We start from the raw sequence: 16,473 nt of genomic DNA on the forward strand, positions 1-16,473 counted from the left end.
GCAGCCCGGCAGGCTTGCGGGGGAGGCGGCAGCGGGTCAGGCCGACGTCGGCCGGCCCGCGGGGTCGGTGGGGTTGGCGGGACCGGGGGGGACCGTGGGACTCGTAGGGTCCGTGGGGTTGGCCGAGTCGGCGGGGTCCGCCGGGGCCTTCCCGCTGACGCGTCGTACCCCATGGGTGCCCGCGAGCCGCGCGATCAGCAGGCAGTACGCCGGGGCGGCGACGAGTTCGAGGACGAGCGCCTGCCACGGGGCGTCGGCCGCGTTCCCCGATTCGGCCAGCTGCCCCAGGGCGACGGTGACGGCGTAGGCGGTCATGTTGTTCGCCACGTGCACGGCGATGACGGCTTCGAGGCCGCCGGTGCGGACGGTCAGCCACCCCCACCACAGGGCGGAGTAGAAGAGCAGGGCGAATCCCGACCACTCGCCGATGCCGTGCGCGAGGGCGAACAGGGCGGACGCGATGACGATGCCGGGCCAGGGGGACTTGAGGAACCCGCCGAAGAACTGGGCGAGCCAGCCCCGGAACACGAACTCCTCGGCGGCGGCCTGACAGGGGATCAGCGCCCACAGCACGACCAGCCCGAGCACGAACCCGGACCAGCCGGGGAAGTCGCCCGCGACGGCCTCCTCGCCGTCGCCGAGGTAGCTCCACAGCGCCAGCCCGCCCATCTGGAGCACGATCAGGGGGAAGGCCACCGCCGCGCACCGGGCCAGCCAGCCCCAGCGCAGCCGGCCCATGACGGAGACCACGGTGCCCGCGGGGCGCCTGCCGCACCAGCGCACGGCGAGCAGCACCACGGGTATGCCGGTGGCTATGGAGAGCAGGGCGAGTGCCTCGTCGGCGAGCGGATCCCCCAGGATCCGGTCGCCGTCCCCGGGTGCGAAGTCCAGCCCCAGTACGTACCAGGCGAGGGCGCCGAACGCGATCACCACCAGTGGTACGGCCAGGTTCCCGACGGCGACCAGGAGGAACTCCCCGATGCGCTGCGGGACCTGCTGACGGCCGTTGCGGGCCTGTTCGTGGTAGGCGCTGCCGTCCGGCGCGGTTTGGGTCGGCGGTTGCGGGGGGAGGGGCGGGACGCCGAAGGGCGGGCCGCCGTGACCGGGGGACGGCCACCCCTGGGCCGGGGCCGGCCATTGCGGAGCGCCTGCGGGCGGCGGGGCCCAGACGTTCGGCGGGGGCGTATCTGACACAGCGGGACCCTTTCCGTCACGGCCGTTCACACGCCCATTCGATCACGCCGCCGCCCCGGGGCTCAGCCCGCCGTCGTACGGGAGTCCGCCGGAGCCCTGCCCGGCACGCACCCGGCGGGCGGGTCGTACGTCGGGGCTGACGGCGGGTCGGCGGGAGGAGCCGAGGGCGGAACCGAGGGAGTAGCCGAGGGCGGAGCGGCACGCGGGGCCGGCAGCGGCAGCGAGAACCAGACGGCTTTGCCCTCGGCCGTCGGGAGGGTGCCCCAGGAGGAGGCGAGGGAGTCGACGAGGAGCAGGCCCCGGCCGGATTCCGCGTCGGGGGCGGCGAACCGGGCCTGCGGCAGGACGGGGCTGCCGTCGCAGACCTCGACGCTGAGTTCCCGGCCGGCCTGGCGCAGGCGGAGCCGGACCGGGCCGCGGCTGTGGTTCACGGCGTTGGAGAGCAGCTCGGAGGTGAGCAGGCAGGCGGTGTCGCGGAGGTGCTCGTCGTCCTTGCCCCACAGGGCGAGGGTGGAGCGCAGGAAGCGGCGCCCGGCGCCGACGCTGCTCGGGTCCGCGGCGAGCAGCATGCTCTGCGAGGTCACCGGTGTGTCGGGAATGCGGACGAGCAGGAGGGTCACGTCGTCGGGGTTGTCGTCAGCCTCCGGCAGCAGTTCGGTCAGGAGCCGGTCGGCGGCCGCCTCCAGGCTGTCCGTTGTCGCGACGGCCTTCTCCAGCGCGGCCGCGAGCCCGTCGACCTGGCCCTCGATGTCGCTGTCCGGCGTCTCGACCAGGCCGTCCGTGTACAGCGCGAGCACCGAACCGGGCTCGACGGTGTGCCGGGTCTCGTGGTGGGGCACCTCCCCCACCCCCAGCGGCACGCTCACCTCCACGGGCAGCCGGGTGACCTCGCCGCCCGGGGCGACGAGCAGGACCGGGAGGTGTCCGGCCGAGCACATGGTGATCTCGGCGGAATCGGCGTCGACGACCAGATAGCAGCAGGTGACGAACTGGTCCGGCAGTTCACTGACGACCGCGTCGAGGGCGCGCATGAGCTGCCAGGGCGGCATGCCGGTCTTGGCGAGCGCGTGGGAGGCGGATCTGAGCTGGCCCATGACGGCGGCGGCGTCCAGGCCGCGCCCCATCACGTCGCCGACCATCACACCGACCCGGCCGCCGCCCAGCGGGATCAGGTCGAACCAGTCGCCGCCGACCCCGGCGCCCTGCCGGGCCGGGAAGTAGCGGCTCGCCGTGGGCATCCCCGGTACGTCCGGCGGGGAGCCCATGAGGCTGCGCTGGAGGGTGAGCGCGACGTGGCGCTGCTGCTCGTAGAGCTTCGCGAGCATCTCCTCGGCCGACTTGCGTTCGGTGACGTCGCGGATGGCGGCGGAGACCAGGGTGCCGTCGGGGGTCTCCAGCGGGCTCAGGCTGATCTCCACCGGGAACTCGCCGCCGTCGCGGCGCAGTCCGTACAGCTCCAGGCCCGCGCCCATCGGGCGGGTCTTGCGGTTGACGAAGTAGCCGTGCCGGAAGCCGGAGTGGTGCCCGCGGAATCGTTCCGGGACGAGCACCTCGACCGGTCTTCCCAGCAGATCCTCCCGGGCGTAGCCGAAGAGGGCCTCGGTCTGCGCGTTGACGAGCTGGATCGCGCCCCGCTCGTCGACGATCACCATCGCGTCGGGGGCCGCCTCCAGCAGGGCCCGGAAGCGTTCCTCGGCGGCCCTGCGGTCGCTCACGTCGCGTACGGCCGCCGAGATCAGCAGGCCCTCCGGGGTCTCCAGCGGGCTCAGGCTGATCTCCACCGGGAACTCACGGCCGTCGCGGCGCAGGCCGTACAGCTCCAAGCCCGCGCCCATCGGGCGGACCTGGCGGCTGGCCGCGTAGCCGAGCCGGTGGCCCGGGTGCTGTCCGCGGAACCGCTCGGGCACCAGGACCTCGATGTGACGGCCCAGGAGTTCCCGGCGGGGGTGGCCGAAAAGGGCCTCGGTCTGCGCGTTCACCAGCCGGATCACACCGGCGTCGTCCACGATCACCATCGCGTCCGGTGCCGCTTCCAACAGAGCCCTGAACGGCTCTTCAGTCGTCGCTGCCACGCTGCGCCTCGCACTCGTCGAATCCCGCAGAAGCTGACATACGACCACGTGGCCGAATCTCGCGCTTCCGGTTGACCGCATGCGGCGCCAATTGACCGATTCTGCGCACCGGCGACGGGATCGGGGTCAACGCGGGTTGACGCGCCCGCCGGACGGCGGCGCCGCGGCGGGGTCGCTGATCTATGGTGGCGGGAGGACTGGCCGGGCGGACGCGAGGCGAGGAGATCCGGTGCGTGACGCAGAGTTCTTCCGGAGCTGGATGACGGCCGCGGCGGCCGCCGTGGAGCGTGAGGCGGACCGGCTCACCGAGCTCGACTCCCCCATCGGCGACGCCGACCACGGGAGCAATCTGCTGCGGGGCTTCACGGCGGTGCGCACGGCCCTGGAGGCGGAGCCCCCCGCGGCGCCGGGCGCGGTGCTCCAGCTCGCCGGGCGGACGCTGATCTCGACGGTCGGCGGCGCGTCGGGACCGCTGTACGGGATGCTGCTGCGGCGGACGGGCAAGGAGCTCGGGGAGGCGCCCGAGGTGTCGGACGCGGAGCTGGCCGCGGCCCTGGACAAGGGGGTCGGCGCGGTGGCGCAGCTGGGCGGCGCGGCGGCGGGCGACAAGACGATGCTGGACGCGCTGCTGCCGGGCGTGGCCGCACTGGGCACGTCGTACCGCGCGGCGGCGGACGCGGCGGAGAACGGGGCGCTGGCCACCGTACCGATGCAGGCGCGCAAGGGGCGGGCCAGCTACCTGGGCGAGCGGAGCATCGGCCACCAGGATCCGGGAGCGACCTCGTCGGCGCTGCTGCTGGGCGCGCTCGCGGACGTGGCCGAGCGGGAAGCGGCCGAGCGGACGGAGGACGGGCGATGACGGACGAGGCCCTGGTCGGGGTCGTGCTCGTCTCGCACAGCGCGGCGGTCGCCGAGTCGGTGGCGGAGCTGGCGCGGGGCCTGGCGGCTGGCGGGGCGGTGGCCCCGGTGGCCACGGCGGGCGGCACGTCCGCCGGCGGGCTCGGCACGAGCGCGGACCTGATCGTGGCGGCCGCGCGGGAGGTGGACCGGGGCGCCGGGGTGGCCCTGCTGGTGGACCTCGGCAGCTCGGTCCTGACGGTGAAAACGCTGCTGCTGGAGGGCGAACTGCCGCCGGACTCACGGCTGGTGGACGCCCCCTTCGTCGAGGGCGCGGTGGCGGCCCTGGTCGCCGCCTCCGCCGGCGCCCCCCTCACCCAGGTGGCCGAGGCCGCCACGGAGGCCTACGCCTACCGCAAAGCCTGAACCGCTCCCCCCGCGGGCGGAGCGCTCAGCCACTCGGCTCCCGCCGCGGACGGCTGCCCCGGCGGCGCGGCGACGACAGCGCCCACGGGTTCCGCGGGGTGCCAGCCCGCACGGAGGCGCCGCGAACGCCCGGGCCCACCCACCTGTCTCGGCCCGCCTGGGGCAGCCCGCACCCCGACGACCACGCACCGCCCGGACCCGGCGAAGCCGCAGAGCGCCACGCGGCCCGCCCGTAGCCCGCCCCGGCCCGGGCCGCGCACCCCGGCCCTCGCCGACCTGCCCGGCACGGCGGCCCGCCTGCCCGGCACGGGCCCCGCGCGGGCGTCCGGGTTCGGCCGGCTTCCCGGAGGGGCGCCGCACCGGGGGGCTTGGGTGCGCGACAGGGGCACCCGGCCGAAGGGCAGGTCGGGGTACTGGGTGGCAGGAGGGGTGCGCTTCGGCAGGTGCCCCAATGACGCGGGCACGGTGAACACCCCGGCGCACGCGCCGCCGCAGTACGCCGCGACGCGGACGCGGCGGCCCGCCGCAGGCGGCTGGGGGCGGCGGACCCGCCGTTCGCCCGAAGCGCGGTGGCGTGGGCGCGCACTCGCGCCCGGCCGACGGGGCGGTCCGGGTGCCGCGCGCGGGTCCAAGGGGTCGCCGCCGCGGGCGCTCGATCGCACGGGCACGGTGTGAATGCCCAGGCGTACGCGGCGCCGCGGTGGCGGCAGGGGCTACCGCCGCCGCGAGTGGCCCCGATCGCACGGGCGCGGTGTCAGCGGCCGCGAAGGGTTTGGATCTCGCGGCGGTCGCGCTTCGTCGGGCGGCCCGTGCCGCGGTCGCGGATGCCGACGACCGCGGCCTCCACCGGGGTCGGCGGCGGCGGGCTCTTGTCGATCAGGCACTGGGCGGCCACGGGCGCGCCGACCCGCTTGGACACCGGCCGCTTGACCACGACGATCCGCTCGCGCCCCGCGTGGAAGAGCCGGACCTCGTCGCCCGCACGGATCGGCTGCGCCGGCTTCGCACGCTCCCCGTTGACCTTCACATGGCCCGCCCGGCAGGCCGTCGCCGCGATCGAGCGGGTCTTCGTCAGCCGCACGGACCAGATCCACGCGTCGACCCGTACCGTGCCCGTTTCCGTTCCCGAAACCTCATCAGCCATGCCCCGACTCTAGCCATCCGGGCCCACCAGGACGGAACGACTTTTCCGCGACTTTTGGCAGATGCACCAATACCCCTGGCACCTACCATGGCAATGCCACCAAGAGAATTGCAAATGCGCCATAAGTGCGCCTACCTTGTCGCACATGCAGTCCTACACCATCGGACAGGCCGCGCGACTGCTGGGCGTCAGCCCGGACACCGCGCGGCGCTGGGCCGACGCCGGCCGGGTCGTGACCCATCGCGACGAGGTCGGCCGGCGGCTGATCAACGGCCGCGATCTGGCCGCCTTCTCCGTGGAGGTGGGCCAGGGCGCCCACGCCGAGGACGGGGAGCCGTACACCTCGGCACGCAACGCCTTTCCCGGCATCGTCACCGCCGTCCGGCTCGGGGATGTGTCCGCCCAGGTCGACATCCAGGCGGGTCCGCACCGCCTGGTCTCCCTGCTCACCCGCGAGGCCGTCGAGGAGCTCGGGCTGGAGGTCGGCATGCGAGCCACCGCCCGTGTGAAGTCCACGAGCGTGCACATCGACCGCGCCTGAACCCCTCGGCGCGTCTTCCCGGGGGCCGCACGCCCACCCACGGCCCAGTCCCGGCCCCCCCTCCCGGCCCCCCTCCCGGTCCCGCACCACCGCTCAGCATGCTCGCACCGCTCGCACCACACCTAACCGTTCCCACCCGCTCCGCCCGTCACCGGCGCGGGTCACCACCGCGCGGACCCGGCACCCGGCCGGCCGCCGACCCGACCGAGGAGCCTGCGCCCATGTCCCCGACCCCCGCCTCGACCCGTCGCCGCACCACCACCGCCGCCGCTGCCGTCCTGTCCGCCGCCCTGCTCACCGGGCTCACCGCCTGCGGCAGCGGTGAGGACAAGCCCGCCGCCTCCAACACCGGCTCCGCCGCGCCGTCGGCCGCCGCACCGCAGGCGAACCTCACCGTCCTGGCCGCCTCCTCCCTCACCTACGTCTTCAAGGCCGCGGGCGAGGCGTACGAGAAGTCCCACCCCGGTACGAAGGTCACCTTCTCCTTCGCCGGTTCGCAGGAACTCGCGGCGCAGGTCAAGCAGGGCGCCCCGGCCGACGCACTGGTCACCGCCGACACCAAGACCATGGACGGGCTGAAGGCCGAGACCGGCGAAGCCAAGATCATCGCGAAGAACCGCCTGGTCATCGCGGCAGGCAAGGGCAACCCGTTCAAGATCGACGAGCTCAAGGACCTCGGCGACACCCAGCTCAAGGTCGTGCTCGCCGCGCCCGAGGTGCCGGTCGGCCGCTACAGCAGGCAGATCCTCGACGCCCAGAAGGTCGAGGTGAAGCCGGTCTCCCAGGAGCCCAACGTCCGCGCCGTCCTGGGCAAGGTCGAGATGGGTGAGGCCGACGCCGGCCTCGTCTACAAGACGGACTCCGCCAAGTCGGGCGACAAGGTCGTCACCGTGGACATCCCCGACGCCCAGAACGCCCTGGCCTCCTACCCGGCCGCCACGCTGAAGCAGTCCAAGAACAGCGAGGCCGCGGTCGCGTTCGTGGCCTGGCTGAGCACCCCTGAGGCGCAGAAGATCCTCCAGGACGCGGGCTTCCAGCAGCCGTAGGCGGCGCCGCGCTCTCGCCCGGGGCACGGGGGCTGTCCGGTCCGGGGGGACGGGCAGCCCCTCTTGGCGTCCCCGCCCGTGCCCCGGGCCGCCCGTGCCCGCCTTGCCCGCCCGTGGCCGCCTTGCCCGCACATGCCCGCGTCCGCCTCTCGGACCGGCATACGCTGCACCCCTGAGCCGCCCGCCCCTTGCCCCGCCCCGCCCCACGCCGTCCCAGCCAGGAAGTCCCGTGAGCAGACTCCGTTCCCGCACCACCCGGCCCCCGGTGGCCCTGGCGCTCCCCGCGCTGCTCGCCGTCGCCTTCCTGCTGATGCCGCTGATCGGCATCCTCGTCCGCACTCCGTGGCGCGACCTCGGGGAACACCTCGGCAGTCCCGGCGTGGTCGAGGCCCTGAAGCTCTCGCTCGTGGTGTCCCTGTGGGCGCTGGCCCTCTCGCTCCTCCTCGGTGTGCCGCTGGCCTGGCTGCTGGCCCGCGTGGAGTTCAAGGGCAAGGCCCTGGTGCGCTCGCTGGTGCTGCTCCCCATGGTGCTGCCGCCGACCGTGGGCGGCGTGGCCCTGCTCCTCGGATTCGGGCGGCGCGGACTGCTCGGGCCGTGGCTGGAGGACTCCTTCGGGATCACCCTGCCCTTCCACACCTCGGGGGCCGTCGTCGCGGCGACCTTCGTCGCCATGCCGTTCCTGGTCATCAGCCTGGAGGGCGCCCTCGGCGGTCTCAGGCAGAGCTACGAGGAGACCGCGGCCTCCCTCGGCGCGTCGCCGGTCCGGGTGTTCTTCACAGTGACCCTGCCGATGGTGGCGCCCGGTCTGGTCGCCGGCGCCGCCCTCACCTGGGCCCGGGCGCTGGGCGAGTTCGGCGCGACCATCACCTTCGCCGGGAACCTGCCCGGCACCACCCAGACGCTGCCGCTCCAGGTGTATCTGCTGCTCCAGGACCAGCCCGCGGCGGCCACCTCGGTCTCGCTGCTGCTGCTGGCGATCGCCATGGCCGTACTGATCGCACTGCGCGGCCGCTGGACGGGCACCCCGATCGAGCGCGGGGCGGTCACCGCGCCCCGGCCGGCCGCGGAGGAAGCCCCCGCACCCGCCGCCACGGGACCGGGCGCGGAAACGTACCCGGACGCGAAGACGGATACGGAGACGGAGATGCGGACGGGGACGGAGACGGAGACGGGGACGGGGACGGGGACGGAGCACTGGCCTCTGCACGCCACCGTCACCGGTTTCAACCGCCTCACCCTCCGGGCCGAACCCGGCACCACCATCGCCGTCGTCGGCGAGAACGGGGCCGGTAAGACCACCCTGCTGCGCGCCCTCCTCGGCCTGACCCCGCGGGCCCACGCCGAGCTGCGGCTCGGCGATGCCGATGTCACCGCCCTGCCCCCGCACAAGCGGCAGGTGGCCTGGGTCCCACAGGACGGAGCGCTGTTCCCGCACCTGAACGCCCTGGCGAACACCGCGTACGGGCTGCGCGCCCGCCGCGTGCCGCGCTCCGACGCCCGTCGCGAGGCGCAGGCCTGGCTGGACCGGCTGGGCGTCGGTCACCTCGCGCACCGCAAGCCGTCCCAGCTCTCCGGCGGCCAGGCCCAGCGAGTCGCCCTCGCCCGCGCCCTGGCCGCCCGCCCGCGGCTCCTGCTGCTCGACGAGCCGCTCGCGGCCCTCGACCAGACCACGCGGGCCCGCGTCCGGCACACCCTGCGCACGCACCTGGCCGGCTTCGGCGGGGTCTGCCTCATCGTGACCCACGATCCCGTCGAGGCCGTGTCGCTGGCCGACCGGGTCCTCGTACTGGCCGACGGCCGGGCCCTGCAGGACGCGCCGCCGGCCGAGGTCTCACGGCACCCGCGCTCCCCCTGGGTGGCCCGCATGCTGGGGCGCAACGCCTGGCCGGGCATCGCCTCGGCGGACGGCCTCGCGCTCGCTGAGGGCGGCCGCCTGGTGGTCGCCGAGGCCCTGCCCGAGGGGGCCCAGGCCCTGGCGATCATCGCCCCGGAGGCGGTGTCGGTGCACCGGGACCGCCCGGGCGGCAGCCCCCGGAACGTGTGGCCCGGCACGGTACGGGAGATCACGGCGGTGGGCAGCCGGCTGCGCGTGCTGATCGGGTCGGCCGAGGCGCCCGACCTGGTCGCCGAGATCACCCCGGACGCGGCGGCCGAACTGGGCCTGGCCGACGGTTCCGAGGTGTGGACGAGCGTGAAGGCCACCGAGGTCACCCTGGTGGGCCTGTAGGCCACAGGGCGGCGGCCACGCCGCCCCGGCCCCCGACGATGACCCCCACCGAGCCCATGACGGGCGGCACGGCCGGTCCGGCCGAGCCTCTCCGTAGTCCTGCCGCAGCGGTGATGGCATGACCTGTCCGAGCCGCGCGACCGGGGCTGCCGCGCTCTCGCCCCGCCCGAGCGAGGGCGCCCGGTCAGCCGCCGATCCGCGACGACATGCTGAGCCGCGCGGGGGTGTCCAGCGCGGTCTCCGGACAGAGCACGAGGGATGAGGCACGACGCCAGGCCCCGCGAGCCCGGCCCCGACCGGCGCAGACACCCCGGGGCATGTCGGCGGCCCCACCCACCCCGCGGCCGCCGGGATGTCCGGCGAGGCGCCGCTGGGCCCGGGGGCGTGTCTGCCGGAGTCCCGCCCGCCCCGCGGCGCCCGGAATGACCGGCCCGACTCCCCACGGCCCGCCCCGTAGCGCCCCGGTCGAAACCCGCACAGGCACCCCGGGAGCGTGTCAGCGAACTTCCACCCGCCCCGCCACGCCCGGTATGCCCGCCCAGACGCCCCACGGCCCGCCTCGTACCGCCCCGGTCGAAACCCGCATAGACGCTCCAGGGGCGTGTGGGCCGAGTCCGGCCTGCCCCGCGCCGCCCGGGATGCCCGGCGAGACGCCGCGCCGCGTGGCGGAGCGCCCGCCTGCGTCCACGGACCGGGGCGCTCCTCCGCCCTGCCGGCCTGGGAGCACCCATGGCACCGGACGCCGCGCAGCCCGCCCCCTCCGGGCAGCCGGCGCCGATACCGCTCAGCCCGCCCCGTCCGCACCCGCGCCCGCACCCGCACCCGCACCCGCACCCGCACCCGGTGGGGCGTTCACCTCGAATTCGCACCAGACGCACTTGCCGCCGCCCCGCGGTTCCACGCCCCATGCGTCCGCGAGCTGATCCACCAGCATCAGGCCGCGCCCCGACACCGCCCAGTCCCCCGCCTCGCGCCGCCGCGGCAGGGCGCTGCTGGAGTCCTCCACCTCGACGCGGATCCGCCCCTGCGGCGTGATCCGCATGCTGATGTGGCCGCCGCCCTCCGTGTGGACCAGGGCGTTCGTCATCAGTTCGTCCGCCGCCAGTTCGATCTCGTCGGCCCGCTCCCTCGCACCCCAGGCGGCCACCGCCGCCCGGATGAGGTGCCGGGCCAGGGCCGGGGCGTCGGCGTCCCCCGGCGCCAGGCGCTGGTGCAGCGGCCCGCCGCCGCGCCCGGTCGGCGTACCGCGGCGGCGCAGGACGAGCAGGGCCATGTCGTCCCCGCCGCCCGAATCCCCGACCAGGTCGCACAGGACGTCGGCGAGTTCCTCGACGTCCGCGGGGCCGGTCTGGATCGTCGCCATGAGGTCGCGCATGCCTGCGTCGGGGTCCTCACCGGGTCGTTCGACCAGCCCGTCCGTGCACAGCACCAGGGTGTCGCCGGGGTGGAGTTCCACGCTGGTGACGGGGTAGCCGGAGTCCGGCGCCGAGGACGGTTCGCGGGGCGGCAGTCCGAGCGGCAGGCCGCCCGCGACCTGGATCCGGTGGCAGCTGCCGTCGCCGCGCCGCACGACCGGGTCGAGATGGCCGGCGCGGACCAGCTGGAGCATCCCGCTGGTCAGGTCGACCTCGGCGTACGTACAGGTGGCGAAGCGTTCCGTCTCCAGTTCCCGCAGGAACGCGGAGGCCCGGGACATCGCCGCGCCGGGCGTGTGCCCCTCGACGACGTAGGCGCGCATCACGATGCGCAGCTGTCCCATGACGGCGGCCGCGTCCGTGTCGTGGCCCTCGACGTCGCCGATCATCACGCCGACCCGGCCGCCGCCGAGCGGGACCACGTCGTACCAGTCGCCGCCGATGTCCCTGCCCATCCGGGCGGAGCGGTACCGTACGGCGATCAGCGCGCCCGGCACCGTGGGGATCCGGCGCGGCAGCATGGCCCGCTGGAGGCCCTCGGCGAGGTCGTGCTCCTGCTCGAAGAGGATGGCGCGCTGGAGGCTCTGGGCGACTCCGCTGCCGAGTGCCATCAGGAGGTTGCGTTCCTCGGCGGTGAAGTCGCCCTCCCGCTTGTAGAGCAGCCCGAGGGCGCCGACGGGCCGGCCCTGGGCGATCAGCGGCAGGTAGACCCCGCTGTGGACGGGCAGCGGCTCGATGTAGGGCCACAGTTCCGGGTAGGTCTGCTGGAACTCCTGGCGCGAGAGGATGAAGACCGGCTGCATGGTGCGTACGGCGACGCTCATCGGGAACTGCGCGTCGATCCGGGTGTATTCGATCTCGGGGACGTACGTACCGAGCTGGCCCTCCGCGACGAGGTGGATGCGGCCTCCGTCGACGACGCCCAGCATCACGCTGACGGCACCGAGGTGCCCGAGGGCCTGCGGGTCCTTGAGGATGTCGGTCACGTCGTTGACGGTTCGGGCGTGGGCGAGGATGGCGGTGGTCCGCTCGACGACGCCGGTCATCCGGCGGCGCCCCTCGTCCTGTTCCCCGCCGGCTCCGGGCTCGCCCGGGTCGTGGGCGGCGTCGCGGAGGATGCCGATGACGCGGTACGGGCGGCCGGCCGGGTCCCGCAGGATGTGGCCCTGGATGTGGGTCCAGGCGGGCGACCCGTCGCGGCGGCGGCTGCGGACGTAGGCCCCGTAGTGGCTGCGGCCGTCCTTGATGGCCTGGGCGACCCGGGAGTCGAGCCGGGCCTCCTCGGCGGGCGCGATGCGCGAGCGGAGCCCGGCGGGGGTGCCGCTGTACTCCTCCGGGCGCAGGTCGAGGACCTCGAGGGCGGTGGGATCCAGGTGCATCCGCCCGCTGTCGAGGTCCCAGTCGAACGTGCCCATGCGGTTGAGCGCAAGGCTCGTGTCCGGCCGCGCGGGCCAGCCGACCTCGGGAACGTCTCCCCTACGGGCCATGCTGCCAGCGTCTCACTGTCCCCGGCCGGTGTCCCTGCGGGACGGCCGGCGGCGGGGGTGCCGCGGGCGGGGACACGGCACTGTGCGGCCCGTCGCGCGGGCCGCACAGCGTGTGGTGCTCGTATCAGTGGTGCTCGTGTCAGCAGCCGTGACCCTTGCCTCCGCCACGGTAGTCGTCGTCGTCATCGTCGTACCAGCCGTGGTGGTGGCCGCCCTTGTCATGGTCCCAGCCGCCGCCGCTCACGTACGTGACGGACTGGGAGGGGGTGGCCGCCGAGGCGGTACCTGCGGCTCCCAGGGCACCGCCGGCCATCAGAACGCCGATGGCGGACACCGCGAAGAGACGCTTGACTCTCGTTGCTCGCATGGTTGAGAACCCTTCTCGTTGCTATTGCAGGAAAATTTGTTCTTCCTCCTCAGCAAAGGACGCACAAGGCTGCACCTGTGGCAGTACAGATGTGTGTGCGCACATCCCCCGTCAACGCGGCCTCATCGGGCCGCGGACCTCGTGGGCCGGTGCGATATGTCGCACGCCTCGCGCTCTGGCGTTTGCACCGCGGGCAAAGGGTTTCAGTCCCGCGATGGCCACAGTTGCCTACGGATGATATTAGTCACCGCCCCGTCGATCGGCATCTCGGGCACCGGCCGGGATTCCCCTCACGTTCCGCACAATTCCGTTGCATCACCCAACCATTCGGGGAGCCCGCCGCCTCACTCGGACGGACCAGCGGGTGTCTTGCCGATCAGGCGCGACGACCACGGTGTGAACCTCGGCAAGCCGCACGCGCTCGCGGAGCGGCTGAAGACGCAGCAGGAACTGGCGCGTGGGCGCTGGGCCACCGGTGACACGGCGGCGAGACCGCCGTCGCTCCTGACCTGCCGTCCGAAGGCGTTCGGGCGGGGAGAGTTGGACGTCATGCTGCGCGAGGCCCGGGCGCCCAGGGCGCCGGCCGGAGGGTCTCGACCTGCCGGCGGAACTGGTCCGCCGCCGATCGGTCACCCGGCTACCGGTTCCCGCCGTTGTCGTTGCCGCCCTCGTACTCACGGGGCTGTTCGGCCGTACGGGCCGGTTCCGGCTCCGGCCGCTGCTGCGGCGCGACCGGTGACGGCGGAGCCGCGGACCTGGTCGGCAGCGAAGGCAGGCGGTCCGTCGGCCGCGTCCGCGTCGGCAGCGGGGGCGTACGGTCGGTCGGCGGCAGCGAACGCAGCTCAGAGGGCGACAGGGACGGCCTGGGCGAGAGCGATGCCGCCGGGGACCACGAGGGGGAGCCCGACGGCGACGGAGGTTCCGACGGGGACACCGAGGGCGACGTGAGCGGGGACGGCGAAGCCGACCGCGTCGGCGAACCCGAGGGGGACGCCGTCGGCGAGGTCGGGTGTGAGAGCGTCGGCGAGGGCGTCGGCGAGACCGACGGGCTCCCCGAGGGCGACTTCGACGGAGACGGCGAAGGGGACGGAGACGGGGACGGCGAACCGGATGGCGTCGGGGACCCCGAGGGCGACTTCGAAGGCGCCTTCGACGGCGACTTCGAGGGCGACTTCGAGGGAGACTTCGAGGGCGTGGGCGAACCCGACGGCGACGTGGACGGCGATTTCGTCGGCGATTTCGTCGGCGATTTCGTCGGCGGTCCGGGCGGCTTCGGCCCGGTCTGTGTCGGCAGGGACGTCGGCGTGGCCGGCGGCGTCGGAATCACGGGCGGCGGGATGGGGCGGTCGGGCCTGGGGTCCCGGTGGTGTCCCTTGTCCCGCTCGAACCAGTGCCGGTTCTGGTGGTCGTAGATCACGATCTTCTTCACCGGCTGCACGGCCGGTGCGATGACGACCACCTTCGCCGGCTGGTAGGAGGGCCACGTCTGTCCGTAGCGCTTCGGGGCAGCCTTGAGCGGAACCGGCGGACCGAGCGGGTTCCCACAGGCGCAGCGCACCCGCGGCACGCCCCGGTCGTCCACGAGCACGGCCGTTCCGGCCTGCAGCACGGCCTGGTAGCTGGTGACCTTGCCGTCCTGGAAGCCGTGGTTCGTCACCCGGGTGTCCAGCCGCAGCTGTACCGGGGTGAGCGAGCGCAGGTAGGTGGGGACGGCCGCCGGCCGGATGCCGAGCGTGGTGGCGAAGGCCTCGTTCTTGGCCGGCTCCGCGGCCAGCACCTTGATCTGCTTCTCGACGTCGCAGCTCGCCACGTCCTGGGTGCCGCCGTACACGCCCGGGGCGGAGCCGCTGACGCTCCTGGTGCCGGTGGCGGTGCCCTGGGTGGTGGGGGCGGCGCCGGTCGCGGTGGGGGACGGCGCCGGGCTCTCCGGCGGCGGCGCGTCCTCCTTCACCACGGTGGACTCGGTGAAGGGGTCGGGGCCGGCCGCGGCGGCCGGCTGGAGGAACACCTCGGCCCCGGCGCTGGGAGTACCCGTGGGCCGGGTGAGCACCACCGCCAGGGCCACGACCGCCACCACCGCGACGAGCGCGGTGGCGAGCCGTGGAACGGACCGCCACCAATGATCCTTGCCCGGCCCCGGCCCCGGACCGCCGGGACCGGCGGGCCCGCCCGGCGGCCCCGAGGGCGGCCCGGTCGGCGGCGGGGGCGGCGGCACCTGCTGTCCGCCCGACAGCGGCCCGGAAGGCGGCCCTGTGGGCCGCTCTGACGACGGCTGCCCGCCGGAGGGATGTGTGCTCACGGGCTCTTCTTCCCAGGAGGAGGGAGTTACCCCATCGGACCATTGTGTGCGCCGTCCGGGTGGTGGCCGCAAGCCGGGAGTGCCACCGTTGCAGGGTGAGCCAGACACCGAGATCGTCATCGTCCGGGGGCTCCGCGAGGGCCTGGCGCGACGCCCTCGTCACCGTCGTCGCGGGCTTCGCGGCGATGACCGCGGTGGCCGCGGCCGGCCTGGCGTGCGCGGGCGCGGGCGCCCTCCCGGAGGGGGCGTTCCCGCACGTGCTCGCGGCGGTTGTCGTGATGGCGGCCGGCGGCACGGTGGAGGTGTCCGGCGACGCCGGTCTCCTGGCCGGCGCGCACGCGAACCTGTCCGTGCTCCCGCTCTCGGTGAGCCTGGCGGGTGCCCTCGCGGCCGGTTTCTGTTTCCTGCGCCCGCTGCGCAACCGGGCCGTGGCCGGGCCCCGTGAACTCCTGGGCCGGATCGTGCCGTTGGTCGTACTGTGGCTGCTCGCCCTGGCCGGTGCCGCGCTCGTGGCCCGGCAGGAGTTCGGCATCTCCGTGGGCGACTCGCCCCTCGGGGAGATCGGCGAACTCCTCGACTCCTCGCCGAAGGTCGGCTTCCGTGCCGACCTGCCCGCCACGCTCCTGTTCGCACTGGTGTGGATCCTGGGCCTGTTGCTGATCGCCCTGCTGGTGTCGCGCCGAGCCCCGCTCCCGGCCGGGCTGGTCCGCTTCCACACGGCGGTGCGTCCGGCCGCCTCCGCCACGGCCGTGCTGCTCCTCGTCTACGTCGCGATCGGCGTCGTCGTCGGCGTGGTGGTGGCCGCGACCCAGGGACACGCCGACCGGACCCTCGCGGTCGTCCTGCTCGGGCTGCCGAACCTCGTGTGGGTCGCGCTCACCCTGGGCTTCGGCGGAGCCTGGGAGGCCCGGGTCGAAGGAGCCTTCGGGCTGCCGATGCCGCCCCTGCTGGACGAGGTGCTGCGCGACGCCGACGGGGCCCCGGTCGACGTGGCGTCGTTCGCCGCGCGGGATGGGCGGGCGTGGTGGCTGGTGGCGGTGGCCGCCGTCCTGCTGCTCGGTACGGGCGTACTGGCGGCCGTACGGTCCCCCGCGCACGTCCGGCCCTGGCAGCACGCGCTCCACCTGGGCGCGGCGCTGGCCCTGGCCACCCTCGCGGTCTGCCTGCTGGCCCGGGTCCACGCCGTGTACGGACTGTCCCTCCTGGGCATCGGCGAGGTGGACGCCCTCGGCGGGGAGGTCCTGCTGGACCCCGTGCTGTGGCGGACGGTCGGCCTCGGCCTGCTGTGGGGTGCGGTGGCCGGCTTCGTCGGCGGCGTCCTGGCCCGCCCGCTGCACCGCCGCGGGCGGGTCGACGAACCCGCCGCCGCGCCGCACGTCTGAACGTCTGAAAGGGCCCGCCGCTCCGGCCGCGCCGGG

At 74.7% G+C, this 16,473-nt stretch carries 11 protein-coding genes and 2 pseudogenes; 7 read left to right on the plus strand and 6 right to left on the minus strand.

The window, feature by feature from the left end:
* Positions 1 to 36: 36 nt before the first annotated feature.
* Both NRK68_RS03810 and NRK68_RS03815 read right to left on the minus strand, forming a co-directional pair.
* Positions 37 to 1,194 (minus strand): CPBP family intramembrane glutamic endopeptidase, encoded by a 1,158-nt coding sequence (locus NRK68_RS03810; RefSeq protein ID WP_257854926.1) that lies wholly within the window; start codon positions 1,192 to 1,194, stop codon positions 37 to 39.
* A gap of 62 nt (positions 1,195 to 1,256) precedes the next feature.
* Positions 1,257 to 3,347, minus strand: a complete 2,091-nt coding sequence (locus NRK68_RS03815) for a PAS domain S-box protein (RefSeq protein WP_220818755.1) — start codon at positions 3,345 to 3,347, stop codon at positions 1,257 to 1,259.
* 148 nt (positions 3,348 to 3,495) lie between these two features.
* On the opposite strand from NRK68_RS03815, the gene dhaL reads away from it, so the two are divergent.
* Together dhaL and NRK68_RS03825 are read left to right on the plus strand one after the other, a co-directional pair.
* Positions 3,496 to 4,125 carry a dihydroxyacetone kinase subunit DhaL gene (gene dhaL, locus NRK68_RS03820; protein WP_183065746.1) on the plus strand — a complete coding sequence of 210 codons (630 nt, stop codon included), beginning with the start codon at positions 3,496 to 3,498 and terminating at the stop codon, positions 4,123 to 4,125.
* Positions 4,122 to 4,529: a PTS-dependent dihydroxyacetone kinase phosphotransferase subunit DhaM gene (locus NRK68_RS03825; RefSeq protein WP_183065745.1), complete on the plus strand. Its 408-nt coding sequence runs from the start codon at positions 4,122 to 4,124 to the stop codon at positions 4,527 to 4,529. The genes dhaL and NRK68_RS03825 overlap by 4 nt, the downstream gene beginning before the upstream one ends.
* Positions 4,530 to 5,283: 754 nt before the next feature.
* Here the strand turns inward: NRK68_RS03825 and NRK68_RS03830 are convergent.
* The gene (locus tag NRK68_RS03830) at positions 5,284 to 5,673 is read right to left on the minus strand and encodes an RNA-binding S4 domain-containing protein (RefSeq protein WP_257854931.1); all 390 of its coding nucleotides are present in this window, start codon (positions 5,671 to 5,673) and stop codon (positions 5,284 to 5,286) included.
* Positions 5,674 to 5,818: 145 nt separating this feature from the next.
* On the opposite strand from NRK68_RS03830, the gene NRK68_RS03835 reads away from it, so the two are divergent.
* The 3 genes from NRK68_RS03835 (at position 5,819) to NRK68_RS03845 (ending at position 9,487) form a co-directional block, all read left to right on the plus strand.
* A complete protein-coding gene (locus NRK68_RS03835) occupies positions 5,819 to 6,214 on the plus strand; it encodes a TOBE domain-containing protein (protein ID WP_257854932.1) in 396 nt (131 codons plus the stop codon).
* A 221-nt stretch (positions 6,215 to 6,435) separates the two neighbouring features.
* Entirely contained in the window at positions 6,436 to 7,260 is an 825-nt protein-coding gene (modA, locus tag NRK68_RS03840) for a molybdate ABC transporter substrate-binding protein (RefSeq protein ID WP_257854933.1), read from the plus strand.
* Positions 7,261 to 7,570: 310 nt separating this feature from the next.
* On the plus strand, positions 7,571 to 9,487 hold the full coding sequence (locus NRK68_RS03845; protein ID WP_183066224.1) for an ABC transporter permease: 1,917 nt from the start codon (positions 7,571 to 7,573) through the stop codon (positions 9,485 to 9,487).
* 784 nt (positions 9,488 to 10,271) lie between these two features.
* Here the strand turns inward: NRK68_RS03845 and NRK68_RS03850 are convergent.
* On the minus strand, positions 10,272 to 12,389 hold the full coding sequence (locus tag NRK68_RS03850; protein WP_257854934.1) for a SpoIIE family protein phosphatase: 2,118 nt from the start codon (positions 12,387 to 12,389) through the stop codon (positions 10,272 to 10,274).
* Positions 12,390 to 12,528: 139 nt separating this feature from the next.
* Positions 12,529 to 12,756, minus strand: coding sequence for a hypothetical protein (locus tag NRK68_RS03855; RefSeq protein WP_183066291.1), 228 nt, complete (start codon positions 12,754 to 12,756; stop codon positions 12,529 to 12,531).
* Positions 12,757 to 13,140: 384 nt separating this feature from the next.
* Here NRK68_RS03855 and NRK68_RS03860 point away from each other — a divergent pair.
* A pseudogene (locus tag NRK68_RS03860) lies at positions 13,141 to 13,332 on the plus strand (DNA alkylation repair protein); the annotation flags it as partial.
* Between the two features lie 457 nt (positions 13,333 to 13,789).
* Here NRK68_RS03860 and NRK68_RS36910 read toward each other — a convergent pair.
* A pseudogene (locus NRK68_RS36910) lies at positions 13,790 to 15,055 on the minus strand (DUF6777 domain-containing protein); the annotation flags it as partial.
* 95 nt (positions 15,056 to 15,150) lie between these two features.
* Between NRK68_RS36910 and NRK68_RS03875 the strand changes: the two are divergent.
* Positions 15,151 to 16,437, plus strand: coding sequence for a streptophobe family protein (locus tag NRK68_RS03875; RefSeq protein ID WP_183065739.1), 1,287 nt, complete (start codon positions 15,151 to 15,153; stop codon positions 16,435 to 16,437).
* Positions 16,438 to 16,473 lie beyond the last annotated feature (36 nt).

The organism is Streptomyces yangpuensis (genome assembly GCF_024666385.1).
Lineage (GTDB): Bacteria > Actinomycetota > Actinomycetes > Streptomycetales > Streptomycetaceae > Streptomyces > Streptomyces yangpuensis.